At 39.5% G+C, this 25891-nt stretch carries 22 protein-coding genes and 1 riboswitch; of the genes, 17 read left to right on the forward strand and 5 right to left on the reverse strand.

Features of this window, described 5'->3' with window-relative positions; translation table 11 throughout:
• Positions 1–4 precede the first annotated feature (4 nt).
• From A5888_RS17215 to A5888_RS17240, 6 genes are all read left to right on the forward strand, one after another.
• Entirely contained in the window at positions 5–1105 is a 1101-nt protein-coding gene (locus A5888_RS17215; RefSeq protein WP_339101750.1) for a DUF916 and DUF3324 domain-containing protein, read from the forward strand.
• A gap of 33 nt (positions 1106–1138) precedes the next feature.
• Positions 1139–1810 (forward strand): hypothetical protein, encoded by a 672-nt coding sequence (locus A5888_RS17220; protein ID WP_086350730.1) that lies wholly within the window; start codon positions 1139–1141, stop codon positions 1808–1810.
• Positions 1811–1827: 17 nt separating this feature from the next.
• Positions 1828–2559 carry a signal peptidase I gene (gene lepB / locus A5888_RS17225; RefSeq protein WP_086350731.1) on the forward strand — a complete coding sequence of 244 codons (732 nt, stop codon included), beginning with the start codon at positions 1828–1830 and terminating at the stop codon, positions 2557–2559.
• A gap of 107 nt (positions 2560–2666) precedes the next feature.
• Positions 2667–3419, forward strand: a complete 753-nt coding sequence (lepB, locus tag A5888_RS17230; protein ID WP_086350732.1) for a signal peptidase I — start codon at positions 2667–2669, stop codon at positions 3417–3419.
• Between the two features lie 25 nt (positions 3420–3444).
• Complete coding sequence (locus tag A5888_RS17235) at positions 3445–6384, forward strand: YfhO family protein (protein WP_086350733.1); 2940 nt, start codon at positions 3445–3447, stop codon at positions 6382–6384.
• Between the two features lie 396 nt (positions 6385–6780).
• Positions 6781–7788 (forward strand): reverse transcriptase family protein, encoded by a 1008-nt coding sequence (locus A5888_RS17240; protein ID WP_339101751.1) that lies wholly within the window; start codon positions 6781–6783, stop codon positions 7786–7788.
• Positions 7789–7940: 152 nt separating this feature from the next.
• Here the strand turns inward: A5888_RS17240 and A5888_RS17245 are convergent, their stop codons facing one another.
• Entirely contained in the window at positions 7941–8318 is a 378-nt protein-coding gene (locus A5888_RS17245) for a hypothetical protein (RefSeq protein ID WP_086350735.1), read from the reverse strand.
• Positions 8319–8331: 13 nt separating this feature from the next.
• Positions 8332–8826, reverse strand: coding sequence for a helix-turn-helix domain-containing protein (locus A5888_RS17250; RefSeq protein WP_086350736.1), 495 nt, complete (start codon positions 8824–8826; stop codon positions 8332–8334).
• Positions 8827–9607: 781 nt separating this feature from the next.
• Positions 9608–9776: riboswitch (M-box (ykoK) riboswitch) on the forward strand.
• A gap of 251 nt (positions 9777–10027) precedes the next feature.
• On the opposite strand from A5888_RS17250, the gene A5888_RS17255 reads away from it, so the two are divergent.
• The 4 genes from A5888_RS17255 (at position 10028) to A5888_RS17270 (ending at position 14893) form a co-directional block, all read left to right on the forward strand.
• Positions 10028–10954 (forward strand): LCP family protein, encoded by a 927-nt coding sequence (locus A5888_RS17255; RefSeq protein ID WP_086350738.1) that lies wholly within the window; start codon positions 10028–10030, stop codon positions 10952–10954.
• Positions 10951–12144 (forward strand): FtsW/RodA/SpoVE family cell cycle protein, encoded by a 1194-nt coding sequence (locus tag A5888_RS17260; RefSeq protein WP_086350739.1) that lies wholly within the window; start codon positions 10951–10953, stop codon positions 12142–12144. Before A5888_RS17255 ends, A5888_RS17260 begins: the two co-directional genes overlap by 4 nt.
• A complete protein-coding gene (locus A5888_RS17265) occupies positions 12125–13333 on the forward strand; it encodes an FtsW/RodA/SpoVE family cell cycle protein (protein WP_086350740.1) in 1209 nt (402 codons plus the stop codon). The genes A5888_RS17260 and A5888_RS17265 overlap by 20 nt, the downstream gene beginning before the upstream one ends.
• A gap of 744 nt (positions 13334–14077) precedes the next feature.
• A complete protein-coding gene (locus A5888_RS17270) occupies positions 14078–14893 on the forward strand; it encodes a hypothetical protein (RefSeq protein ID WP_086350742.1) in 816 nt (271 codons plus the stop codon).
• Between the two features lie 172 nt (positions 14894–15065).
• On the opposite strand, the gene A5888_RS17275 is transcribed toward A5888_RS17270, so the two are convergent.
• From A5888_RS17275 to A5888_RS17285, 3 genes are read right to left on the reverse strand one after another with little or no spacing between them, the layout of a single operon-like run.
• Positions 15066–15437 carry a DUF1304 domain-containing protein gene (locus tag A5888_RS17275; protein WP_086350743.1) on the reverse strand — a complete coding sequence of 124 codons (372 nt, stop codon included), beginning with the start codon at positions 15435–15437 and terminating at the stop codon, positions 15066–15068.
• A 17-nt stretch (positions 15438–15454) separates the two neighbouring features.
• The gene (locus A5888_RS17280) at positions 15455–16090 is read right to left on the reverse strand and encodes a nitroreductase family protein (protein WP_086350744.1); all 636 of its coding nucleotides are present in this window, start codon (positions 16088–16090) and stop codon (positions 15455–15457) included.
• A complete protein-coding gene (locus A5888_RS17285; RefSeq protein ID WP_170924884.1) occupies positions 16087–16548 on the reverse strand; it encodes a MarR family winged helix-turn-helix transcriptional regulator in 462 nt (153 codons plus the stop codon). The genes A5888_RS17280 and A5888_RS17285 overlap by 4 nt, the downstream gene beginning before the upstream one ends.
• A gap of 329 nt (positions 16549–16877) precedes the next feature.
• Between A5888_RS17285 and A5888_RS17290 the strand changes: the two genes are divergently transcribed.
• From A5888_RS17290 to A5888_RS17320, 7 genes are all read left to right on the forward strand, one after another.
• A complete protein-coding gene (locus A5888_RS17290; RefSeq protein WP_086350746.1) occupies positions 16878–17345 on the forward strand; it encodes a MarR family winged helix-turn-helix transcriptional regulator in 468 nt (155 codons plus the stop codon).
• A complete protein-coding gene (locus tag A5888_RS17295) occupies positions 17342–19078 on the forward strand; it encodes an ABC transporter ATP-binding protein (protein ID WP_086350747.1) in 1737 nt (578 codons plus the stop codon). The genes A5888_RS17290 and A5888_RS17295 overlap by 4 nt, the downstream gene beginning before the upstream one ends.
• Positions 19068–20960, forward strand: coding sequence for an ABC transporter ATP-binding protein (locus tag A5888_RS17300; RefSeq protein WP_086350748.1), 1893 nt, complete (start codon positions 19068–19070; stop codon positions 20958–20960). Before A5888_RS17295 ends, A5888_RS17300 begins: the two co-directional genes overlap by 11 nt.
• A gap of 311 nt (positions 20961–21271) precedes the next feature.
• Positions 21272–22207, forward strand: coding sequence for a cation diffusion facilitator family transporter (locus tag A5888_RS17305; RefSeq protein ID WP_086350794.1), 936 nt, complete (start codon positions 21272–21274; stop codon positions 22205–22207).
• Positions 22208–22309: 102 nt separating this feature from the next.
• Positions 22310–24016, forward strand: coding sequence for a thiamine pyrophosphate-dependent enzyme (locus A5888_RS17310; protein WP_086350749.1), 1707 nt, complete (start codon positions 22310–22312; stop codon positions 24014–24016).
• Positions 24017–24030: 14 nt separating this feature from the next.
• Entirely contained in the window at positions 24031–24492 is a 462-nt protein-coding gene (locus A5888_RS17315) for an MEKHLA domain-containing protein (protein WP_339101752.1), read from the forward strand.
• Between the two features lie 364 nt (positions 24493–24856).
• Positions 24857–25843 carry a LacI family DNA-binding transcriptional regulator gene (locus A5888_RS17320; RefSeq protein ID WP_170924885.1) on the forward strand — a complete coding sequence of 329 codons (987 nt, stop codon included), beginning with the start codon at positions 24857–24859 and terminating at the stop codon, positions 25841–25843.
• The last annotated feature ends 48 nt before the right edge of the window (positions 25844–25891 follow it).

The following is a 25891-nucleotide window of genomic DNA, read 5'->3' on the forward strand; positions in this document are numbered from 1 at the left end:
TAAAGTGAAAAAAATATATAAATCCAGTCTAGTCATTTTATACATAATTAGTTTATTTACAGCTGTGCCATTGTTTGGTTATGCAGAAGAAACAGGAACTGATACTACAGTGGAGTCTACTGATAGTGGTCCTGCTTTCAGCTATGAGGTGATCCAGCCGGAGAACCAAGTCGATCCTTCGGTAGGGTACTATAATCTGAAATTGGCACAAGGACAGAAACAGACGGTTCAGATTCGTTTGAGCAATCCAAGCTCAGTCGAGGTTACGGTAGAAGTTGCATTGAATGGTGCCGTTACAAATAGTGGTGGGGTCGTTGAATACGGACCAAACAAAATAGAGAACGATGCCTCCTTGAAATTTCCGTTTGCAGAAGTTGTTTCTGCTCCAGAAGAGGTGGTACTGGCACCGAGAGAAGAAAAAATGCTGGATATCATCATACAAATGCCGGAAACATCTTTTGAAGGCTATATCTCCGGAGGGATTCGTTTAATGCGTAAGGGTCAAGAAGAAGAATCAGACTCAATGGTCGTCAATAAGATTGCTTATATGGTTGGGATGCTTCTGAGCCAGCAAGATCCGGCAGACATAGAAAATATAGCAGAAGAAATGACCTTCAATAAAGTTTATCCTGCGACGGCAAATTATCGTAATGCGTTCATCGTCAATTTTTCCAATAGCCAACCAATCTATGTAGATGACATGACGGTTGAGGTTCAAATCAGTAAAGAAGGCAGTGCTGAAGTGCTCTATGATGCGAAGAAAGCACAAATGCGAATGGCGCCGAATACGATGATCGATTTTCCTGTAGAACTAAATGGTGAAGCACTGATACCAGGTGACTATCGAGCAAAAATTTTGGTGAAAAGCGGCAAAGGCGGCAAGTGGGAGTGGGATGAAGCCTTTACAGTAACCGATGAAGAAGCAGAAAAATTGAATGCACAAGATTTATCTTTGGTGCAGGAACCAGGCGTAAACTGGCAATTGGTCGCTCTGATCGCCGGTGGGGTCCTAGGTGTACTTCTTGTGATTTTTCTGATCGTTCACTTTGCGGGAAAGAAAAAGAGTAGAAAGAAGAGTAAAAAGAAAAATGGAAAGAAAAAATAGACTGAACGGCCGCTGAGGAAAGGAGAATTAGTTATGGGGTTGGAACTACTGGACTGGCTGCTGATCGGCTTGATAGCTGCGACAGTGATTTTCCTCGCGTTACTCCTTGCTTATCTGGTTGGATTTTTCTTTACAAGTCGTAAGTTATCTGTGGTAAAAAAGAAACGGCCAAAGAAAAAGAAAAATCGAAGAAAATGGGCAGGTCAGATCAGGAAAATAGAACAGAAAAAGAAAACATATATTAAACTGATCCTTTTATTCCTCTTTCTGAGTGGGCTTTGCGGTGGTGGTGGATACTATACCAAATATTATCAGATGACGAATCTTGCAGAGAAGGATAAAGAAGCATTGGTGCAGGGATATTTTCTGATGACCACGATAGAAGAGCAATTGAATGAAGCAACAGAGACAGACAGTCCTAAGAGAGTGCAAGGAACGGTGTATGATTTATCTGCACGATTGGCGAGCTATGGTGCCACAACACCAGATGGCCGCTTATCTAAAGATGGGTACTTACTATTGAAGCGCTTATATCAATCTATGAAGGAACTGGGCTTGATCTTGACTTCAGTAACAGAGGAAACTATTCAAAAACCGGAAGCTATAGAAGAGTACATGGGAGATATCCAAAAGGTCAAGGCACATCAGAAAAAGGTCTTTGAACATTTTCGTATAAACGAGTCTTCCTTGAAACAAGATATGTAAGAGAGGATTTTCAGCAGATGAAACAGAACAAACAACCATCGGCAGAAAATGGCAAGAAGCACAACCGGACCTCAGGAAAAAGAAAGAAAAAGCAGGTTGCTCGGTCTTCCGACAAAGGGAAGCGGCAATCTGCGGGGTCTGAGAGAAAGAAGCGGAAACCGACAGGTAAAGCGGCGAGACAAAACAGACCCCAAAAGAGAAAAGGTAGAAACCGGCGTTGGCGATCTTTCAAGAGTGTTCTTGTAGAGCTGACGCTTGTCTTGTTTATATTCTGCCTTTTATTGATTCCAGTATTTCGGTTTCTGATTGTCCTACCTGAAGCTGGTGGGTATGCAATGAGCCCAACGTTGCAAGATGGTACACGAACACTCGTCTATCGGCAAGGAAAAATCAAGCGATTTTCTTTGGTTTACTTTACAGTGCCACAACGCAGAGATGGCACAAAAACCATTCGCAGAGTGATCGGTCTTCCAGGAGAACGTGTGGAATATAAGGATGAACGCTTATTTATCAATGGGGAAGAAAAAGTCGAACGTTTTTTGGCTAGTGAATTGTTGTTGGCACAGGAGGAAAAGTACAGGTTGACTGAAGATCTTTCATTGAAAGAGATACTGGGTACAAAAGAAGGGGTCATTCCTCAAGGCTTTTACTTAGTTCTCGGAGACAATCGTGTTTTTTCCGTAGATAGTCGTGAATATGGACTTGTTTCAGAAAAAGAGATCATTGGCGTTGTCGCATTGACTTTCTGAGTGAAAGCAACCAAAAAGCTATAGAGTCGATGCGACAGAACGAAAGCTACATAAAGATTGTATGATCATCTAGCTATAATTATGACAAAAAATAGGATGAGGACACAGTGAATACGAAGAAAAAAACGATGCATCAAGCAGAGAAAAGTAATGGAACTGCTGAGCGAATGCCAAAGAAGCGACGGAAGAAAAAACCATTGACTACTAAAAAGTCAATGATTAAAAGCAAGCGTAGACAATCAAGAGTACGTAAAAATAGGTCAAATCAGCTGTCCAACCAACCCTTTTTTAAAAAATGGAACAATGGATGGAAAAAAATTTATTCTTACCGTGAATGGCTAGTGCTTTTGTTAATGATTTGTGCGTCTATCTGGCTTTTTATCACCTACACGGTTCATCAGGTTTCCGGAGACTCGATGGCACCGACATTGGCTAACAAAGAACGGATCGTTATTCGTAAAACAGACCGGCCGAATCGTTACGACATCATCACGTTTGTTCCAAAAGACAAGCAGGATGAGAATTATGTAAAGCGTGTTATTGGAATACCGGGGGATGCCTTTTATATCCAAGACAATCGACTGTATTTATTCCCTTCAGGCTCCGAGTTCTCAGATATCGGAGAGCTGCTGTATTCTAATAACCTGCCAGACAGCACCATCAGTTTCTATCTAGCAGAAGAAGTCGGAAAGCAATTACTTGGGCAGAATAAGATTCCAGAGGATGCCTATTTTGTTGTAGGGGATAATCGTCGAAATTCGACAGACAGTCGGGCCTTCGCTTTTATTATGAGGGACCAGATAGAAGGGGTATTGTCTTTTCGACTGTATCCATTCAATAGTTTTGGTGTCGTACATTAATCATTAAGTAAATGGAGAAGAACGAATGAAATCAAAAATGATAGAATTTATAAAACAAAAGGGCCTATTATACGGTTTGTTCAGCTTTTTGATTCCTATAGGAGTCATGGCCATCGCCTATTACGGGATTGATGTGATTCCGGCACAGGGACATCGCTCGATCTTAGCCTCGGATGCTTATTCACAGTATTCGATGTTTTTCGGCGGCTTCAATAATTTGGTTCAAAATGGGGAAAGTTTGCTGTTCAACTGGTATGCCTCATTAGGATTGAATAATGTAGCATTTATGTCGTATTACTTAAATAGCCTATTCACACCGTTGTCTCTGTTTTTTGAAAATAGTCATATGGATTATTTTATGTACTACCTGACACTAGTGAAATTTGGTTGCTTAGGACTAAGTTTTTGGATTTACGCATTACAAACATTCAAACTCGACAGATGGAAACAGTTAATCATGGCTGTTAGCTATGCACTGATGAGCTTCTCTGTGGCCTATTCAGAGATCACGATGTGGTTTGATGGCTTGATGTATCTGCCCTTGGTGATTCTGGGGATCAATCGTTTGATGGACAAGAGAAAGCCGACAGTACTCTTTGTCTTTTATTTTTTATTGTTCATCTCTAATTTTTACATTGCTTTTATGATCGGTATTTTTTCCTTTCTTTACTTCTGGGCACGCCTATTTATTCGGCCACGAGTTTATAGACGCAGTGTCTGGCTATATTTGGTGACTTCGTTTGCAGCTGGTGGAGCCTCTATGCCAATCATCATCCCAACTATTCTAGATATTACCAGCAATGGGGAAAGTCTGACAGAAATCAATCGATTGTTTACCAAAACAGCGGCACCTCTGAGTATTCTTATCAAAAATATGGTTGGGGTGTACGACTCGACAAAGTACGATATGGTTCCATTTATTTATGTAGGAACATTGTCGCTTTTGCTGTGTATTTTTTTCTTTCTTACGAAGAAAATCAGTCGGAGAATCAAGCTAGCCTATGGCAGTGTACTAGGCTTCATTTTTATCAGCTTTTACATTGAGGCATTGGATTTACTGTGGCAAGGCTTGCACGCACCGAATATGTTTCTTTTTCGCTATAGTTTTACATTTTCCTTTGTTGTGTTGATGTTGGCCGGGTATGGTTGGGAGAAGTACTCGAAAGAAGATTTTTCCCAAATGGCACACATTATTGCAACGATTTTTATTCTTTTTTTGGGAGTGAAAATCTATACGAACTTTAATGAGGAACAATATGGTTATTTCTATTTAAGCAGTCTTTTCTGGAGCGCAATTGCCTTAATCAGCTTTCTCGGTCTATTTTGGTTACAGCAGAAACAGAAATTACCGCGAATAAGTAACGCATTAATGGTGGGGATCGTAGTTGTCGAACTATGGGCAAACACAACAGGACTTGTCGTAGGGATACTTAACGATTGGACATACCCTAATTATCTTGGTGTTACTAATGTTTATGATGATATAGAAACCTTGGTAGACTATACGAAAAAGGAAAATCCTGATAATTTCTATCGAATGGAAAACCTAACGCCAATTACAATGAACGATTCTTTTTTATTTGGCTATAGCGGTGTTTCCATGTTTTCCTCCATTCGTAATCGTCATTCCTCTCAGTATCTGGATAAGCTGGGTTTTCGCTCAAAGGGCACGAACTTGAATATCCTGTATGCAAATAATACGCTGCTGATGGACAGTCTTTTAGGAGTAAAATATAATCTATCGAAACAGGAAGATTCATTGAAGTTCGGCTATCAGGAGGTAAAAACTAGTGGGAAATATACCCTATTTAAGAATAACTATGTCTTGCCTTTAGGTATCTTGACAGATGATTGGATTTATCAGGATGGAGCTGTAGAAAATCAGACCAAGCTGATTAACCATCTAGCCGGACAGGATGAAAATGACTCAATGTTTACCTTTACAGATGCAGAAGTGGTTGCTAGTGAAAACACTGTATTTGATTCTAAGCACTTAGAAACGAATAATCTTGAAGTTGTTACGTATACGAGAGAAGATGAGGAGGAGCCGATGGAAATCACCTATAAAGTGGCGGTTCCTGCAAAACAGCAAGCATATTTGACTCTTTATCAAGCGGAATCGGATGGTGTGATCGGTGCCCCCAATATGAAAGCCGAGGTTAATGGAACGACGCACTCCTGGATGTTCGGCAGAGTAGGCCAATACATTTCTTTAGGATACTATGAAGAGGCTCAGACGGTACAGGTGAAGGTGACCTTTACGTATTCAAAAGAATCAGATAAAGAAAAATCAATGATTCTGTTAAAACCTGATGTTGCGTTGATGGATACAGATCAATTTGTGTCAACGGTAGAAAAGATACAGAAAAAAGGAGTAGAGATCGATGTTAAAGGACGCAAAGCCTCTACCTCCGTTGCGTTGAAAGAAGATCAAATTTTGATGACGACGATTCCATACGATAAAGGCTGGAAAGCCTACGTGGATGGGAAAGAGGTAGCGATTCCAACCTTTAAGGATGCGTTTTTGACTATTCCGTTGACTGCCGGGAAATATACGGTTGAACTGGTGTACTTCCCTTATGGGATGAGGCTGGGGCTCTGGATTGCTGGTGGCAGTATTCTGCTATTTGGTGCTATAGTGTTCTGGTTGAAGAAAAAACGACAGGATGAGCCGCAACTGATTATGGATATAGCTGAGGAACATAAGGCAAGCAATCCAGGGGATAAGCAGCATGGTTCAGGTGAAAAACAAGAGAGAGCTATCGAACGTCTGATCGATCAAAACGATGTATCTAAAGAAGAAGCATCGGAAAAAACAGAACAACAAAAATCGCTGCTAACAGAGTTTACTTTTTCTCGGGGAGAGGATGAGTCAATCTCATTTAAACTATCTACAAGTGAAATAAAAGAAAAGAGATCGATGGAAGAACAACCTTTAGATGACGGAAAAGATACAGATGCATAGGTAAAATACAAAAGACTTGGTTCATTTGGAATGCCCACAATTAATAGTTTAAAATACTCATTTTTTGAGTGGACAAGTATAACTCCTTCTTTTGAACGATTATCTTTCTACTGTGGCTCTTTTTTTCACTCCGTCAACATGCTAGAATAAAAAGGTAGAGTAAAAATGACAGAGATGATAGCGCATGCGATCGTCCAGATCGATCTGATGGTGAGTCACCATCGGAGAGGAATAAGGGATTATATTCACTGTAAGCTGATCAATGTACGCCCGCACATTTCATGTGCTTCCGCCTTCGGCTTTGTACATCTCACAACTTACAGTATCGAATTTTTGTGTCGTCTCTGTCGTTCTTGCTTATTCGAGCATAAGGAAGCATGGAGTAGGAGACTGCTTATGAGTAGGGATATATGGAAATATATAACAGTAGAACAATGTAATGAGTTCTTGTTGTCATTTCAACTGTTGGGTGAAACAACGCTTTCGAATAAGGAACAAATTACTTGTTTATACAGCCTCAGCAATACTCTTGAAAAACATTATGAACAATATACACTAGTGAAAAGTAATGGTGGGACAAGAAAAATCACGAAGCCGGATGAGCGCTTGAAACTGGTTCAGAAAAATATTTTAGCCAATATCTTGTCCCAACGAAGTGTGTCAATCTATGCGACTGCTTATCAAAAAGGCGTTGGATTGATTATGAACGCACAGCCGCATACGGAGAAACAACAGATTTTGAAACTGGATATTGAAGATTTTTTTGATAGTATTTCTTTTTCGCAGGTCTATGCGTATGGGTTTCCTCGTAGCTATTTTCCAAAAGCTACAGCAGGATTATTAACCAATCTCTGTTGCTACAATCATTGCTTGCCTCAAGGAGCGCCGACCTCTCCGATGATTTCCAATCTAGTTTTAAGAAGCTTTGATGATTCTATTGGTCAGTGGTGTGTGGAAAAAGGAATCAGCTACACTCGCTTTTGCGATGATATGACATTTTCCGGTACATTTGATGCTACAACAGTGAAAAATAAGGTACAGGCCTTTTTAGTTGAGCTCGGATTTTCGCTCAATAAAAAGAAAACTAGAGTGATTTCCAAGCATGAACAACAAACAGTAACCGGGATTGTAGTAAATGAGAAATCTCAAGCGCCAAGAACCTATCGAAAACAGCTGCGCCAAGAAATCTATTATTGCATGAAGTTTGGTGTTTCTTCACATATAGCACGTAAAACGGCTGTTGCTCCGCACTTGATTGAGCAGAGAACGATTGAAAATTATCTGCTTTCGCTATTGAGTAAGACCAATTTTATTTTGCAGATCAATCCTTTGGACGAAGAATTTCTACAGGCTAGAACACAGCTGAAAGTTCTCTTGACTGAACATCGTCAAGTATACAGATAAATAAATGTATAAAGAAAAATGAGAAGTGGTTGAACCATTTCGTGAACTATAAAAATCAAAAACAGGCCTACCAATCATGTGCAAACGATTGGTGGGCCTGTTTTATTTTGGGAAAGCAATTCCAAACTGCTAAGCCCAAGTAAGCTTTCGCTTTAGAATGTATAAGCTAAAACACTGAGCACGACAAGTGTAAAGAAAATGGTGCCGATCATCATAAGTTCAAATTTTTCTACTGTTTCTTTTTTAGAATGTGATTGCTCATCAATGAATGTAAGCTCAGGAAAGGTAACAGATAGATACTTTTTGAAAGGTTGCGTGTAGGGAGTGAGTGCGACAATGACCTCACTACTATTTTCCTCTAAAAGCTCTTTGATCTCTTGAAAAGAAACGATTTCCCAGGAAATATCTTTCCTTGATTCTGTGACGTGTCGAAGCAGGTCGTCCGACAGAGTGGCTTCGTGAGTTGTTGTCAGTTGACTTGATAGTTGGAAATCAATTTTGTCCATGCTTGTTAGAACATAACCCTTCATAAGATACCTCCTTTTATGTGAAGCTTGTCGAAGTAGCTACTGCGAAAATAAGTACGATAAGAATGACAACCGTGTAGAGTATTTTTTCAGATACAGCTTCTAGCTTTTTCATGTATAGTGCGTAAATACCCAGAATCAGCAGTGAAAGAACCGCATAAAAAATGACCACTCCATTGTTGTTTATTTTATGAAAAATAGCGAAGATCACAGTGGTTAATGAAACGATAAATAGAACAACTGTGCTGTTTCTGGCGTATTTTTGCCTCTGTTGATTTGCTTCTTTTTGCATCGTAGAATCAATTGCTTTTTTGAGAATCAACTGCTCTAAAGGAATCTTGTATAACTCGCTTAACATAATCAAATTGGAAATATCTGGAAAAGTCTTATTATTTTCCCACTGTGAAATTGCTTGACGAGAAACGAAAATTTTATTGGCTAATTGCTCTTGTGTCAGGTGATGCTCTTCTCGTTTTGTTTTTAAATGAGCACCAATATCCATTGTGTCCATCTTTGTCCTCTTCTCTTTTTCAAATTTTCCACACCCTTATTCTAAAATAAATACTAAGAAAAGCAAAGAAAGTATGGCTTTCTTCCTTGGTGTTAGTAGGTTTCTTGAACAATTGAAAGAATTGGATTGATGATACACTTCTCTATTTAAGAAAGGATAATGAGTACGATGGACCCTGTGAAGTTAGTTTTAATCGTAAAATGAGACTGGCAAAGTAGCTGATTGTATATCAACTTGCCTGTCGAATACGATAATCTCGCCCACTGAGTTATCACTGTATCTGAAACGTTCGGAGTTATCTAAATAGTTTTAAATGTAATCTATATTATTTGGTTGTTCACAATCACAGTAGCCGACTTTTCAGTGGGATGAAAAGCATTTTATTTATTGCCTTAATAGAGTCTGAAATCGAGCTGAATGAAAAAGATAAAATAACTGTTGAATCTAATTTTTTGATATCAGAAGGTTATTTAATACACAAGGGAAATCGCTATTGTTGCATCTGTAATTACATGATTTTTTCAGTTTCAATAGAACACTTATAAAAAGAAATACAATACAAATATCCTGTATTTATTAAGAAGAGATAAAGAAAGGATTAAGGAAAGGTAAAGGTTTTATTTTATTTACTCAGCCGTTTTTTAACGAGATGAAATGGCTGCGGCCGACTGTTATGATGATCAATAAAAATAACATGAATTATTTTTTTCGAGTACTAGTCATCGGCTTAATATTTGGACGGTTGACTTCTTTTTGCTAACACTTTATAGTCGTGAAGAATTGAATGACTTGTTAGGTGAGGCTCCTATACAAACACAGGCTGCTGCTCAGATTTGTCGAAAGACAGTAATGGGTAGAACAGGGATTGCCGAATTAAGGCTTTTCAAAAAGCAGCTAAAAGCACCGCTTTTTACGTTGTATAGTGCTAAAACTCAACGAAGAGAAAACTGAACGTAGCTGAAGACGGTATAGAACTGTCTATTCAGCCATGCCTTCATTTCCCAGCACTTTCGTTGATCCTTTATGACGAAAGTGATTTTTTATTTTTGCAGAGGATTTTTGAATAGAAGAAGGGGATGGAACAAAAGTGTGTAATTTCCCTCGCCTGGTTTATCAGAAGAAACGGGTCTTGTTAATGCCGAAAACAAGTTTTTCATTCAACGGAACGTTCATAAATAATTGGAAAGAGAGGAAGTTAGAAATGAAGAAAAGATGGCAATGGCTGATTGTTTGTCTACTTTCCCTGTTTTTGGCTGCTGTACTATTTTTTTGTTACTCTGTCATTAATTTTCATAAAGGAAAAAAACAGTCTCAGCTACAAGTAAATACCAAGAAGAATGAATCCTTTTTAGGGGATGAACGCTCAGAAACCGGAGAAATCACTGTTTTACTGATCGGAGATGATGGTCGGGAGGATGATGAAGATGGTGGGAGATCGGATACATTAATGGTGCTCAATTATGATACAACAAAGAAGGAGCCAAAGGTCATCTCAATCATGAGGGATGTATACGTGAATATACCCGGAGTTGGCATGGACAAAATCAATGCTGCGTATGCTTATGGAGGAGCAGCATTGACAAAGGAGGTCATAAACGATTCTTTTGGGCTGCCAATCAATTATTACGCAGCGATAGATTTCAAGATATTTAACCAACTGATTGATGATTTTTTCTCCGAGGGAGTCCAAATTGATGCTGAAACATCATTTGAACTAGATGGTGTAGAAATAAATCAGGGAGAGCAGCTTATGGATGGTTATAGCTTGCTGCAGTATGCCAGATTTCGTATGGATGGTGAAGGAGATTTTGGCAGAGTACGGCGTCAGCAGCAGGTTGCAGACAGCTTGATCAAGCAAGCAAAAAGCGGACTGCCGATTGCAAGATTGCCTCGTTTGCTGGGAGCAGCAATTGGATATGTCGATACCGATCTTCCTTATGATGTTTTATTGGATGTTGGGAAGAATTTCCTGTTTGGACAGATTGGAGAGCTTCAGACTTTATTAGTACCGGTGGAAGGCAGCTGGATGTTCAACGATTACACACCGTCCGGCAGTGTCTTGGAGATTGATACAGTAGAAAATCAATTAGCAATAGAGACCTTTTTGCGTGTCGGAGAAGCACCATGAAGCAGCTGACAAAAAGAGTCTATTTGGATTGGTATTTGTTTCTACCCTATTTCGTTTTATGCGTGGTGGGAATTCTTTTAGTGTATAGTGCAAGTTCTTATCAGTTGATGCTTAATGAGTTGAGCATAGGAAGCAAGGGGTGGAAGCAGCTTTCTTCTTTTATTATTAGTATGATCTGTTTATTTTGTGTTTATCGAGTGAAACTATCGATTTTTAGAAGCAAAGGCTTTCTTTTTTTATTGATGATTCTAACTATTTTTCTTTTGATTTTTACTTTAAGCAAAGGAGTAACCGCCGGTGGAGCTGTTCGCTGGATAGATCTGGGATTCATGATTTTTCAACCATCAGAGCTGGTCTCACTGACATTACTTCTCTATTTGAGTAGAGTTACGTCCAATCGTCCGGCAGACTGGCCATTTTCATTTCACTATTATAAAAAAGCAATCGTTCTTTGCTTGCTTCTTATTGTTTTGGTAAGTTTGCAACCTAATCTTGCCGCTGGAGCGATGATTTTTATACTAGTTTTATTTATGCTACTTGCAAGCGGCTTGTCTCCATATTTTACTATTCTTCCAATCGTTGGTTTCATTGGTGTTAGAGAAGGGCTAAGTCGCTTGTTGTTAAGCGGATCAGTTGACTGGCTGCCAGATAAATTTGCTTATCTGGTCACGCGCTTCAAGGTAATGGAAAATCCGTTTATCGATCCAACAGGAATTGGGCATCAGTCAGCTAGTGCCTATTATGCAATCTATAATGGTGGTCTGTTTGGCCGAGGTCTAGGTAACGGAATTCAAAAAAAGGGGTTTTTGCCTGCATCAGATACAGATTACATTTTTGCAACAGCTATTGAAGAATTAGGGTTGCTTGGCGGGTTACTGCTTCTTTTTCTGGTTTTTTTCATGATTATTCGACTATATCAACTCTCTATTCGTTCGAAGAATCTTTATAACTCTCAATTGTTTCTTGGTTGTGGCACAATTTTGCTATTACAAGTGGCAGTGAATGTTGGCAGTTTATTAGGCTACATCCCACTGACGGGTGTGACGTTCCCCTTTTTAAGTTATGGCGGTTCAAGTCTTTTGATACTGAGCATCACTTTGGGACTAGCCTTGAATGCTCGAGCAACGGAGCTAAGGGAAGAGGGGCTGAAAAGAAAGGGAGGAAAACGAGATGAAAAAAGAGCAAAATGACTGGCTGAATTATGCCTTGTTGTTGCCTGTTTTTTTACTGGTTATTGTCGGTTTTTTTGCGCAGTATGGAGCATTTGAAGCAGATGTAACAGTTGTTGAATCCTTTCCTTTATTGCGTAAACAATTTTTATGGACCATTCTGGGGACCATTTGTATGCTGGTTACATTGTGGATTCCTCTACATGTTTTATGGAAAGCAACACCCATTATTTATGGTATGAGTCTACTGTTGATGCTGTTATTGGTTCGATTTCATGATCCCGTTATGGCATCGATCACGAATACTCGGCGATGGTTAAGGTTGGGGCCAGTGACTTTCCAACCTTCAGAGTTCATGAAAATAGGCTATATTTTAGTACTTGCCATGATTATTACTGCGGACAGAAGAAAAATCGATTCCTCGAAAACAGTGATGCGAGCAGACTTGGAACTATTGTTCAAGATGATAGCGGTGAGTCTACCTGTCTGGGGCCTGATGTTCTACCAAAAGGATTTTGGAACGAGCTTGGTATTTCTTTCTATTTTTGGAGGGATGTTGATTGTTTCTGGTTGCTCATGGAAAATTTTAGGAACAGGCTTTGGACTATTTTGTCTGGTAGGCGGTGGTGCGATTTTACTTATTTTTACAGAGTGGGGACAAAAGTTACTTAAGCTAGTTCATTTTCAACCCTATCAGTTTCAGAGGGTAGAAGTTTGGCTAAATCCATTTGACTACGCGGATGGAATCGGCTATCAGCAAGCTGGTGGAATCACAGCTATCGGTTCAGGTGGTATGCTTGGAAAAGGACTGACGAATCTTGAAGTCCATGTGCCGGTTCGGGAATCTGATATGATTTTTACTGTAATAGGTGAAGCGTATGGATTTATTGGCTCCGCCTTATTGTTACTACTATTTTTCTATCTAATCTACCAAATGTTGGTGTGCACAATGAATGTGAATAAAGAATTTTATGCATATGTAACAACAGGCGTGATTATGTATTTCTTGTTTCATATCATTGAGAATATTGGTGCAGCAGTTGGTTTGCTTCCGCTAACTGGAATTCCGTTACCATTTCTGAGTCAAGGAGGAACTGCCTATGTGGCTAATTTTATTGCTGTAGGTCTGGTGCTATCTATGTATGGACAGAAGAAACTATGTAGGAAACAGCGTTTGACTGTACAGAAAGTGAATGTCAAAGGTCAGTGAGGGTTAAGTGGGGAGTGTAACGAATGAAAGTGATAAGAAGGGCGTGTTCCAATCCTCTTACCACTTTCATTTATGTATAGGTATCGGTCCTTTTTTTCAGAGTCTAAGGACACATATGTCGCCAGCTAAGTATTTTTTTAGTTTTTTTCCTGCAATTTCTCGTTTTAAATCGCAGTCTGGACAGAAAATATAGCTGACTGTGTTGAGTGTAAACAAAGGTTTTTCAAACAGAATGAATTTTTTTTCGATCCGGTGTGCTTTAAACGTAACTGAATTTTTACACTGAGCGCATTTACGTCGGATACTGGTATCTCCCAGAGCAACCTTGATCCTTTTAAATTTAAACATGATAACTATCTCCTTGGAATTTTTTTGCAGTCATTAGAATAACAAATAAATAGTAAGAGTTCAACCTGAGATTTTTCGGAATAGAGAAAAAATCCAACAGTTATTGAGTTTTGATAGTATTATTAAATATTTCACAGATTTAGGGGTGTTATTATATAACGAAAGTTATAGTTTGCTGTCTATAAATTTCTCTCTTTTGCACCCAGAATGGTGGGCATTGATCAAAAAAGGTGCAGTAACAGACTATGGGAAAAGTAAGAAAATATAAAAGAGGTATAAAGGAAAAGTGGAGATATGTTGCTACTGGTTTGCATCGTCTATTTATGCAGGAACGTATCACTCGTGTTATCATGAACCGACTATTATAATAGAAAAAAGGATGTGATGAGAGGGATTATGGAGATCAAACTAAATGTACTGATTGAAGAAGATCGAACGACGATTCAGTTTGGCAATGAGAGCGGGACAATTGAAATCATAAAAAAAGAAAACGAAGAAATCGTGACGAAGCAGCCGGCCGTTTGTTTTTTGCTAAAGCAACGAGCAATAGTTGACATCATTCGGACCAACGAAAAGCTATTAGTTGATAAGGAAGACTTTGATGAGGTAATAGCTGTTACTCCCTCTTGGGAGATCGAGTTGCCATATCTGGAACAGTTTTTGATTGTAGAAGCGAGAAAGAATGGACTGCCTTTGGAGGGAAGCCTGGACGAAGTGAAGGTTCCCGGCAATCGAAAAAAGACAGTGGCTGCTTACGGTGCTCAGCTTCTACAGGTTTTACAGGTCTTTGGTTATAAGTTGAAACCAATAATACAACCGGAAGTAGCGAAGGAAAGTAAGTCAAAGTCGACAAAGGCGAGACATCGTTGGAGTAAAGCTATCAGTGAAATCGAATTTTTCATAGATACGAGAGAAAGCAAAGCAACTGTATTGTGGCAGAAGAGAAATGAAATGCTTCTAAAGGCCGGCGCGCAAATGATGCCGTCAGCACCTTTGAATAAGGACGGCTCTTTAGGATTTGCTGCGAAGATGGGAGAAAAAATTCGAGCAGACCATGCCGGTCAAATAAAGGAGTTCAAAACGACTGAAGATGTCATTTTGAAAAGTGTCAACGAGGTTGGCTTGTTTTTATACTTTGGTGGTACCAACAGCTGGCTGGAAATGGTGGACAAAGAGGGAAAAACGATCAATGAATGGACAGTCATTGACTAGCGTAGCAACAAATCTGATAACGTAATAAAAAGTGATAAGAAAACAGGTACACTACCTGCTCTCTTATCACTTTTTCTGGCTCATAATACCAAGTTCTATGCTTCTATTCAGTTTTTGTTCTGCCACTTATTCAATCCTAGACTGTGCTGAAACTTAGTATTAACATAATTATTTATCGTAGCAAAAAAAGAGTTACTAAGGCCAATAATGCCGGACCGCCTTGCTTCAAAATAATCGACTTCGAGCTGGTCAAGCCGCCATATAGAGCCACGACGACAATAATAGTCAGAAAAACAGCCGACATTTCTAAGGGTGCCGAAGCAAAGAACAGGCTATAGAATAGTCCTAAAGCCAACATGCCATTATAAATGCCTTGATTCTTTAATAGGACAGAAATCGTTGGCGTACGCAATTCATCTGTTGAGACACCAAAGGTTTCGGCTGTTTTTTGAGATGTTGTCGCAATCGTTTCCAGATACATGATGTAAAAATGCTCAAGAGCAACGATTCCGATTAATAATGTAGGAATCAATGAAAGAGACATAGGCTCACTCCTCTAAATTATTTCCAGGTCGTGAAGGTTTCCGGATTGAGACGGAAGGATTCATAGCCTGCTTCTGCTGCTTTGCCGATGGAAAGGATCAATACTGGAACATAACGTTCAGGATCAAGGTCAAAGGCTTTAGCCAACTGATCAGCTTCAAAGCCGCCGATCGCATTTGTATCGTAGCCATGCGCACGTGCTACCAGCATCAGTTGCATAGCGAAAAGGCTGCTGTCGATTTTGATAACATCGTTCATTTTTTCTTTTGAAAAGCTTTGGTAATAAGGGAGAATCGCAGCCAACTGTTGGTCTCTGACTTCGGCGGGCATTTTGCCAACTTCTACGGCAGTGTTATAGATTTCTTCTCCATATTCGTAACATTTCAAGTCGCCGAAAATCAAGATCATCGCAGAGGATGTTTCGTTTTGGTTGGTGTTAAAACGAATTAATGGTTTCAAGGTTTCTTTTCCTTCGTCTGATTCAACGATTACAAAACGCCAAGGCTGCATATTCACAGAGGAAGGGGCAGTTGCTGCTTCCGCAAGCATTTGCTGCATTTCTTCTTTAGATATTTTTACGGTCGGATCATACGCACGTACAGAACGGCGGTTTGTTAATAAGTCTGAAAAATCATTGTTTTTAAATAGTGTCATTGGATAGGTTCCTTTCTTTTTTCAATCGCTTTTGAGACAGCTTCTGCCTGTTGGTTGAAGTCTGTTAAAAATTGCTGAAAGAGCTGAAGCTGTTCGGTAGTGAAGCCGTTAAACAAGCTTTTGCTTAGCTTTGCCTTGTCAGTGTCACAGGAATGGAGGGCCTCTTTTCCGAAGTCACTTAGGTGAACGATGACCTCTCTTTTGTTATCAGTATTTCTTTCCCGAATGATGTAGCCTTTCTCCTCCAGAATTTTTAAGTGTCTGGTGATTGCTGCTTGATCAATTTTCAATTTATCTTGAAGCGTCCGCTGTGTCACATAATCCTGTTTTTTCAACTGGATCAATAATTCATAGCGGGTCAAACTAATCATCATTTGCGTTTCAAAAAGCTGAGTAATATGTAAGTCCGCTTGCTTCAATAAGAAAAAAATATCACTGAAATTTGTATCGCTGGTCATGTTTTTCCCTCCCTTCAATAAATGACATGTCAACAATTGATACGTCATATTATAGTCCTGTCTGTTTTTTTGTCAAAATATTTAGCTTATAACATGAAAATAGGATGAATCATCCAGATTAAATAATGAAAAAGGGATTGTGTACTATTAAGCATAAGAGAAGTAAATACAATCAAATATAGTGATGAATAAATAATTTTTAGCTTGGAAATACCATGAGAATAAGTACTTGAAAAATAACAAAAGTTTTTTCAATATTTTCCCTTGACCTTTTCCAGTACTTTGTCGTAGAATAGTTAGGCAACGAACTATTTGTGAGAGGGATCATTATGAGCAGAAAAACTGCACTAAGAATCAAAATGCTGTCCAATGAATTGAACAGAAAGGTTGCAGAGCTTCTAAAAGAAGAAGGCGAGCCTTCTTCGGCAATTCAGATGCGTGTACTGAATTATATCCATCGAAAAAACAATGGGAATGAACCGATTTATCAGAAGGATCTTGAACAGGAGTTTGATATTCGACGCTCGACTGCAACAGGAATTTTGCAGCGAATGGAGAAGCGCGGATTGATCGAACGGACAAGCTGTAAGGAAGACAATCGCCTGAAGGCGATTTTTTTGACGTCAGCGGGTGAACGTCAGGTAAGTGAGAATATCAGTAAATTGGAAAAGTTTGATGATTTGTTGATTGACGGGATATCAGAAAAAGAGCTCGAAACATTTTTCAAGCTGTTAGACAAACTGTCTGAAAACAGCAAAAAGATAGCAACTAACAAGGAAGGTAGGCGAGATGCATGATAAAAAAATTACTTGCTAATGTAGGTGAGTATAAGAAAGAAAGCTTGATTACTCCTCTTTATGTAACAGGAGAAGTGGCATTGGATATTATTATTCCGTTGATCATGGCGATGATGATCGATAAGGGAATAGAAAAAGGCGATACACAAGCGATTTTGATGTATGGTGGCCTATTGTTTATTTGTGCAGTGATTGCTCTATTTTTTGGCGCAATGTCCGGTCGTTATGCTGCGATAGCTTCCGCTGGATTCGCCAAAAATTTACGTGGAAACCTGTTCTCTAAAATACAGGGATTTTCCTTTTCAAACATCGATCGTTTTTCTACATCGAGCTTGATTACGCGGATGACAACCGATGTAACGAATATCCAAAATGCGTATCAAATGATTATTCGTTTGCTCGTACGCAGCCCGTTGATTTTCATTTTTTCTCTAGCAATGGCATTTAAGATCAACCAGGATTTATCGATTATTTATTTGGCAGTAGTGCCGTTTCTTTTAGTTGGGCTGGCATTGGTCATTTATTTTGCCCACCCGATTTTTGAAAAAGTTTTTCGTATTTATGACAAGTTGAACAATGTTGTCCAAGAAAACTTGCAAGGAATTCGTGTTGTAAAATCTTATGTTAGAGAAGATTTTGAAGATGATAAATTTAAAGATGTGTCAAAAGATATCTACAAGAACTTCTCTCGAGCGCAGAGTATTGTTGCTTTCAATAACCCGATTCTGCAATTTGCTGTGTATACATGTATGTTGTTGATTTCATGGCTGGGTGCGAAATTTGTAGTTGGCGGCACCTTATCTACCGGGGAATTGATCAGTATGTTTACGTATACGATGCAGATTCTAATGAGCTTGAATATGCTTTCTATGGTATTCGTTATGGTGATTATTGCTCGTACATCTGCGGAACGTGTGACGGAAGTATTATCCGAAGAAAGTGATCTAAAGAACAATGATCATCCACTATATGATGTACCGAACGGAACCGTAACCTTCAAGGATGTTTGCTTTAGCTATGCGAACGATCCGGAGAAACTGGCTCTGATGCATGCGAACATGACAATCAAAGCGGGTGAAGTGATAGGTATTGTCGGTGGTACTGGTAGCTCCAAGTCAACGATGGTGCAGCTGATTCCACGGCTATACGATGTGACTGAGGGAATGGTTGAAGTCGGCGGACATGATGTTCGTGAGTATGACTTGAAAACCTTGCGTGATCAGGTCAGTATGGTGCTTCAAAATAATGTGCTGTTTACTGGAACGATCAAAGAAAATCTACGTTGGGGAAATGAAGATGCGACCGATGAGGACTTGGTCAGAGTCTGTAAAATTGCTCAGGCTGACAGCTTTATTCAGGAGTTTCCGGATAAATACGACACGATGATTTCTCAAGGTGGGAACAATGTTTCCGGTGGACAGAAACAGCGTTTGTGTATTGCCAGAGCGTTATTGAAGCAGCCGAAGATATTGATTATGGATGATTCAACTAGTGCGGTAGATACGAAAACAGATCGTTTGATCCGTGAAGGGATGCGTAAAGAAATTCCCGGAACAACGACCTTTATCATCGGTCAACGTGTCTCATCTGTTCAAGATTCTGACCGAATCATTGTGATGGACAAAGGGTTGATCGATGCGATCGGCACACATGATGAATTATTGGCAACGAATGAAATATATAAAGAAGTTTATGAATCTCAACAGAAAGGATTTGGTGAAGATGATGCGTAATGATCCGAAGAAAGGCGCTCGTGGGCCTCAAAATCCTTTAAAAACGTTAAGACGTCTGTTTTCTTATATGGTAAAAAAATATAAGGTTCAGCTAGTTCTGGTGATGATTTTCATTTTGCTTAGTACCTATGCGAACGTGCGTGGCTCTTTGTTTTTACAGGTCGTAATTGATGACCATATCACACCACTGTTAGGGCAAACAAATCCGAATTTTTCCGGTCTGTTGAAAGCCATCACGACAATGGCATTTATCTATGTGACAGGGATTATTTCAAATCTGCTGTATAACCTGATCATGGTGCGTATCAGTGAAGGCACGCAAAAAGAAATTCGCGATCAGATGTTTACGCATATGGAAACTTTACCAATAGGCTATTTTGATTCCAATTCAGATGGCGATATCATGAGTCATTTTACGAATGATACAGATACACTGCGTCAGATGATTTCTCAAAGTATCCCGAACTTGTTGGCAGCCGTTGTCAGCTTTATCAGTGTTTTCATTGCGATGTTTTCAATCAGTGTGCCGCTGACGTTGATCGTGATCGTTTCCGTTGGATTGATGATCTTGACGATTCGTACGATTGCCGGTCGAAGCGGGAAATATTTTGGAAAACAACAGAAAGACTTAGGGCGAGTAAATGGCTATATCGAAGAAATGATGCACGGTCAAAAGGTCGTTAAGATTTTCAATCATGAGCCGACAGTTATTAATGAATTTAATGAAATCAATGAGTCGTTGCGTGAAAGTGCGACGCAAGCCAACAAATATGCCAACAGTTTGATGCCGATCATGATGAACCTGTTGAATATTCAATATGTGCTGTTAGCGATCATTGGTGGATTATTCTCTGTTTATGGTATTTCCGGTTTGACGATTGGGATGATTGCTTCATTCCTACAATTGAGCCGCTCGCTGAATATGCCGATCAGCCAGGTGTCACAGCAAATCAATTTTGTGATCATGGCTTTGGCCGGAGCAGATCGAATCTTTAAGCTTCTTGATGAACAATCAGAGGTAGACGATGGCTATGTTACGTTGGTCAATGTGACTAGAGAAAATGGTCAGCTCGTGGAAAGTGAAGCACGTACAGGTATTTGGGCGTGGAAGCACCCTCATGAAGATGGAACCGTCACTTATACAGAACTGACAGGGGATGTTCGTTTTGAAGATGTATCCTTTGGTTATGTTGAAAATAAACGTGTCTTGAAGGATATTCAATTGTATGCGGAACCTGGCCAAAAGGTTGCCTTTGTGGGGGCAACAGGTGCTGGTAAAACAACGATCACTAATTTGATCAATCGCTTTTATGATATTCAAGAAGGAAAAATTCGTTACGATGGAATCAATGTAAAGAAAATCAAAAAGCATTCCTTGAGACGTTCACTTGGAATCGTCTTGCAGGACACCCATTTATTTACGGGAACGATTCGTGAGAATATCCGTTATGGGAAGCTGGATGCAAGTGATGAAGATGTCATAAAGGCAGCACAGCTGGCAAATGCAGAAGTTTTCATCAACAATCTGCCGGATAAATATGATACAGTGCTTACTGGTGATGGGGAAGGTTTATCTCAAGGTCAACGGCAGCTGTTGGCGATTGCCAGAGCAGCAATTGCTGATCCTCCAGTTATGATCATGGATGAGGCAACCTCAAGTATCGATACTCGTACAGAAAAGCATGTACAAGCCGGGATGGACCGTTTGATGAATGGCAGAACAGTATTTGTTATCGCTCATAGATTGTCAACGATTCAAAATTCAGATGTAATCATGGTTATGGACCATGGACGGATTATTGAGCGAGGCAATCACGACGATCTGTTAGCAGAAAAAGGCGTATACTACCAGCTGTATACAGGTAAAGTCGAGTTGGATTAAAGGAAAAATAAAACTGACCGGATGGGTAAGTTCTGGTTTTCAAAGGCTGATGGATTTTTAGTTGCTTTTGAAAGTCAGGAACTAACTTCCGGTCTTTTTTTGTTGCCGACGACTCATGGATACTATAGAAAGGAAATATAATGCAATCAACCCAAAGTGGAACTCCTAGTGTAACGGCCTGGCTGAGTCAGTGTATTCAGCTTTTTAATTTTGAAGGACAAACAGATTCGTGTAAGAGAGAGGAGTGTGTATGCTTTCTCAAAATTTTTTTCCGGTGCTATAATTCGATTGAAGAGAAGGGTGGTCAGGTTATGACAGAACATCAATCAAATGGGATGTTTGCGGTTCTCGCTGCATTAGGGGCAAACATTCTAGTGGCTATCAGCAAGTTTATCGGCTATGCGTTTAGCGGAAGTGCAGCGATGCTTAACGAAAGTATCCACAGTGTCGTCGATTGCAGTAATCAGATTTTGCTGTTATTCGGCAATAAGCGAGCCGGACGTGGTCAAAGTGAGCTTCATCAGTTCGGAGAAGGGCGCGCGAAGTATTTTTTTAGTACGATTGTTGCGACCATGTTGTTTTTTGGTGGTGGCGCGTTAGGTGTGATGGAGGCGTTTCAAAAGTTGTTGCATCCTTCCCATGATGTAGAAAATCCATGGTTGGTCATTGGAATCTTGGTTTTCGGGATGATCGTTGAAGGAAGCTCTTTGAGAATCGCTGTGAAGGAAATTCGGGTATTGAACACAGAGAAGCTTTCCTTACTTAGATTTCTGCGTGAAAGTCGCCATAGTGAGATATTGATTATTTTCACAGAGGATTTTTGTGCAGTCATTGGGTTGCTTGTAGCTCTTATTGGAACCATTCTGACGATGGTTACTGGAATAGCTGCATTTGATGCGATCAGTGGTCTTTTGATTGGGCTGCTATTAATGTTTGCGGCGATTTTTCTAGCCAAAGAATTTTACAGCTTGATCATTGGAGAGAGTGTGACCGCCAGTGATCTAGTAAAAATCAGACAAGCTTTTGTTCGTAATGAAGTGGATCGCTTGATCGATATCAAAACGGTTCATCTAAGTCCTTCAGAAATTCTGGTGGCTGCCAAAATCGATGTGGAGGATATCTATGAAGATGTCGCTTATGATGTTGTGAATAGCATCGAACGGGAAATACGGCGGGTGCTTGAGGATAAAAAAGTATATATCTATATTGAGACGGATAAATATGATCCAAATTATCGGCGGGAATGAAATGGATAAGCTGAAACAGATGTCTTTTACCATGAAAATAGGTTTATTTTTTTATTCTTTACTCAATTAGCTGTGGAATGAAAATAGAAAGGAAGAAGATACATGAAGAGTCCTAAAACAGATGGGTTTAAAGCATTAAGTGATTTTCTTTCTTCACTGAAAATTAATTTGTATTCAGGGGTTACTGGCGGAGGTGTGATTCATTTCTTAAAATATTTGGGCCCTTATAAAGGGAGCGAGAACAGCGATTCGCCTGCGTTCTTTACTCTCAGTGAATATGCCGCCGGTTTCACCCCTTTAGGATATTATCTTGCGACGGGTCAGGTTTCTGCTGCTGTAGCGACAACAGGAGCCGCTACTAAGTTATTAGCCTGTGGTCTTAGTGATGGGAAACTCCATGATATTCCTTCGGTTTATTTGTTTCCTGTATCAAACATTTCTCATGCAGAAGACGAGGCTTTACAAGATACCTCTATTTATGGGAGTAACATTGTTCAGCAATTGCGAGCAGAGTTTCCGGAACAGGTTTTTCTTTTAGATAATGTCTTTAACTTTAAAGAACAACTAAAGAATGCGGAGCAAGTCTTGATGTCTCGAAAGCCAGTCGTCTTTTTATTGGATAATGAGACGATGATGTTACCCAACTATGAAGCCGTACAAACGACTACTTTCGAAGAACCAGATGATATAGAAGAGATAAAAGTCTTTTTAAAGCAGTTTAAGGAAAAAACTGATGGAAAACGAGTGATTTTGCTTGTTGGAGAAGAAGGGATACATGATGTTGGTATTCGTAAACTCACAACAGCAGTTTGTAAGGAGTTGAAGGCAGCTGCAGTTTGGAGTATGAATGGTGGGAATTGTGTGGAAGCCGATAATCCCTATGGGTACGGGTATATTTCTTTTGGTGGAAATGATCGAGCTCTGGATTTATGGTCTTCTATTAGTGAGGAAGACGTAGTACTTTGTGTTGGAGCTTCACCTGATGAATACACAACAGACCTTAAGAAAATAAAAGCTAACGATGTTTTTTTCATAAATAATATCCCTAATGCCTATGGTCAGATTCGCGGGAGCTTTCAACATGGCGTGGCTCATAATGTGTATCAGATCAGTGCGCCGATAACTGAAGTATTGCAGTCGCTTATTAATGAAGGTCATTACGCAACTGTTGCTTGCCCAAAAGCTCCTGAAAACCTGAACGATCGAGATATCCTACCGCCTCGAAAAGGTTTCGCCGATATGGAAAAAGTCTACAAACGCCTTTACGATTGGTGGCAACCAGATAGTTTGATTATTAGCGATGTCTGTCTTGTTTATAAAGACTATCAATATGTGACCCAAAGACCTAATGAAAATATTACTTATTTTTCCTTCTACAGAGGGTCTGCAATGGGTGGAGCCTATGGCGTTGCAGTAGGTGCAAAACTGGGTGCACCAGATAAACGCGTCTATTTATTCAGTGGAGATGGTTGTTTTAGACTTTATGGAGGAAGTTTAGAAGAAGCTAAAAATTTAGGCATTGTTTTATTTTTAATTAATAACCAAAATTACTCCATTGTTTCTCAAGGTCTGCCTAAAATTCTTCCCGATGTCAAACCTGAGCGTTACCATGATGATTTAAATGGCCTCGATTATTGCAAAGTAGCAGAGGCATCTGGCTGGTTGAGTTATTCTGTCGCGACGGATTTAAGTAATTTTGATGAAATCTTGTCAGAAATAGAAAAAAATGAAACGCGCTCTATTCTTGTCAATATACCAGTAGATCCAGAACAAATTTTAGGTCAAAATCCACGGGTTCGTAATTTATAAAAGGAGGGCATCGTATGGATAAAAATGAGCGGTATAAATTGCTTGAACTGCTTGAACAGTCTTATGAACATTGGACGAAAGGAAGACAATTTCCTGTTCCCAGTCAAGAAAAGCAAAGGTATGTCTGGCTGGATGAGCAAGCACCTTTTGGATTGCTAGTTCAAAATACCAAAGAAGATCCGACCTTTATTTATGCCAATCAAAAGGCACAGGATATTTTCGGTTATACCTTGTCTGAGTTTTTAACGACTCCTTCAAGAAAAAGCGCGCCTACTGCAAATCAGGAAGATCGCAAACAAATGTTGCGAGACGTAGAAAAAACTGGGATTTCTGATAACTATAAAGGAACCAGAGTGGATCATCAGGGGAATTTATTTGAAATATCTAAAGGGAGTATTTGGAAAGTCCTGGATGATTCAGGTAAGACAGTCGGTATAGCTGCGATGATTTTTGTGGATGCTCCGCCGGTAGTATAAGCAAACAGAGCAAACTTTACACGGAAAGTTTGCTCTGTTTCTGTATCTATTGCAAGATATAAACAATCTGAACTGATTAAGCGTCCATGATAAAAGAAATACAAAAAAACTTTGTTATAGAGATATTCAGGATAATTAAGAGTTATTTATAAAGTTTGGATTTACGATGATAGTGAAGTACGACCAAAGATTGGAAATTAGAGCGAATAAAGTAATTAAAGAATAAGCAAAACAGAACGGTAATAGAAACCGTTTTCCCAAAATAATAGTTATTTAATTGTTTTATAGAAAAAAGTAGTTGATTTTATTTTAGAAAACGCTTACTATGGAATTAAGGAAACCGGTACCCAAGGAGTGAATGCAAGTGAAAGAAAATATTACGATTTCAGATGTTGCGGCCCAAGCGGGTGTGTCGAAAGCAACGATTTCCAGATATTTGAATGGCAAGTACAATCATATGTCTGAAAAAACAAAAAAGAAAATCGAGCTGGTCATTGCTGAACTGGACTATCGTCCAAGCAAGCAAGCGCAGCAGTTGAAATCCAAAAAGAGTTCCTTGATCGGTATCATTGTAGCAGATATAGAAAATCTTTATTCCTCTTATCTCATCAAGGCAGTGCAAGAAGTTTGTCTGGACAAGGGCTATCAGATGATCATCATGAGTACAGATAATTCACTGGAGGAAGAACAACGAGCCTTGGTTCAGCTTTTAGATCAAAATGTGGAAGGCATCCTACTCCAACCAGTAGCGACGCAGCTGGAAAGCTTTTCTCTTTTAACAGAAACCAATATCCCTGTGGTATTACTAGATCGTTCGCTGAATACCTTCAAATGGACGACTGTCCGTTCCAATAACTATGGCATTACGAAACAGTTAGGTGAGTTGATTGCTGAAAAAGGGTATGAAAAAATTGTTCATGTAACGGAACCACTGGACAATCTAAGTGTTCGGCTTGAACGATATGAAGCAATGAAGCATAAAGCTATGGAACATGGGATGGAAATAGAGATCGTTGAAATTCGAAAAAACGAACAGCGAGTAGCAAACTATCTACAGCAGCACACATTGGATAAAAAAATGGCCTTCTTTGCGGCAAACGGGAATGCACTCTACGAAGTGATTGCCACGCTTCAAAAGGAAAATATCCAATTCCCTGAGCAATGTGGTGTTTGCGGATATGACGATTGGTTTTGGGCAGAATTGATTACGCCGGGAATCACAACGATCCATCAAGATTCACTAAAAATTGGAAAGCGTTCTGCCGAAATATTGTATGAAATCATTGCAGGTGAGCAAATCGAGGAGCAAATCGAGATTCCATCACAATTACATATTAGAGGTTCTTTATAAGAGCTTCTTTTTAGTCCTTTTGGAAACCGGTTTCCAAAAAGGGGATAG

Origin of the sequence: Enterococcus sp. 9E7_DIV0242 (assembly GCF_002140975.2) — a bacterium.
In the GTDB taxonomy this organism is placed as follows: Bacteria; Bacillota; Bacilli; order Lactobacillales; family Enterococcaceae; genus Enterococcus_L; species Enterococcus_L clewellii.

What these genes read in the sequence shown, in the direction of transcription:
- A5888_RS17220 (WP_086350730.1), top strand. Translation starts at nt 1,139, where the DNA reads ATGGGGTTGGAACTACTGGACTGGCTGCTGATCGGCTTGATAGCTGCG.
- lepB (WP_086350731.1), top strand. Translation starts at nt 1,828, where the DNA reads ATGAAACAGAACAAACAACCATCGGCAGAAAATGGCAAGAAGCACAAC.
- A5888_RS17235 (WP_086350733.1), top strand. Translation starts at nt 3,445, where the DNA reads ATGAAATCAAAAATGATAGAATTTATAAAACAAAAGGGCCTATTATAC.
- A5888_RS17240 (WP_339101751.1), top strand. Translation starts at nt 6,781, where the DNA reads ATGAGTAGGGATATATGGAAATATATAACAGTAGAACAATGTAATGAG.
- A5888_RS17245 (WP_086350735.1), bottom strand. Translation starts at nt 8,318, where the DNA reads ATGAAGGGTTATGTTCTAACAAGCATGGACAAAATTGATTTCCAACTA.
- A5888_RS17250 (WP_086350736.1), bottom strand. Translation starts at nt 8,826, where the DNA reads ATGGACACAATGGATATTGGTGCTCATTTAAAAACAAAACGAGAAGAG.
- A5888_RS17255 (WP_086350738.1), top strand. Translation starts at nt 10,028, where the DNA reads ATGAAGAAAAGATGGCAATGGCTGATTGTTTGTCTACTTTCCCTGTTT.
- A5888_RS17260 (WP_086350739.1), top strand. Translation starts at nt 10,951, where the DNA reads ATGAAGCAGCTGACAAAAAGAGTCTATTTGGATTGGTATTTGTTTCTA.
- A5888_RS17265 (WP_086350740.1), top strand. Translation starts at nt 12,125, where the DNA reads ATGAAAAAAGAGCAAAATGACTGGCTGAATTATGCCTTGTTGTTGCCT.
- A5888_RS17270 (WP_086350742.1), top strand. Translation starts at nt 14,078, where the DNA reads ATGGAGATCAAACTAAATGTACTGATTGAAGAAGATCGAACGACGATT.
- A5888_RS17275 (WP_086350743.1), bottom strand. Translation starts at nt 15,437, where the DNA reads ATGTCTCTTTCATTGATTCCTACATTATTAATCGGAATCGTTGCTCTT.
- A5888_RS17280 (WP_086350744.1), bottom strand. Translation starts at nt 16,090, where the DNA reads ATGACACTATTTAAAAACAATGATTTTTCAGACTTATTAACAAACCGC.
- A5888_RS17285 (WP_170924884.1), bottom strand. Translation starts at nt 16,548, where the DNA reads ATGACCAGCGATACAAATTTCAGTGATATTTTTTTCTTATTGAAGCAA.
- A5888_RS17290 (WP_086350746.1), top strand. Translation starts at nt 16,878, where the DNA reads ATGAGCAGAAAAACTGCACTAAGAATCAAAATGCTGTCCAATGAATTG.
- A5888_RS17295 (WP_086350747.1), top strand. Translation starts at nt 17,342, where the DNA reads ATGATAAAAAAATTACTTGCTAATGTAGGTGAGTATAAGAAAGAAAGC.
- A5888_RS17300 (WP_086350748.1), top strand. Translation starts at nt 19,068, where the DNA reads ATGATGCGTAATGATCCGAAGAAAGGCGCTCGTGGGCCTCAAAATCCT.
- A5888_RS17305 (WP_086350794.1), top strand. Translation starts at nt 21,272, where the DNA reads ATGACAGAACATCAATCAAATGGGATGTTTGCGGTTCTCGCTGCATTA.
- A5888_RS17310 (WP_086350749.1), top strand. Translation starts at nt 22,310, where the DNA reads ATGAAGAGTCCTAAAACAGATGGGTTTAAAGCATTAAGTGATTTTCTT.
- A5888_RS17315 (WP_339101752.1), top strand. Translation starts at nt 24,031, where the DNA reads ATGGATAAAAATGAGCGGTATAAATTGCTTGAACTGCTTGAACAGTCT.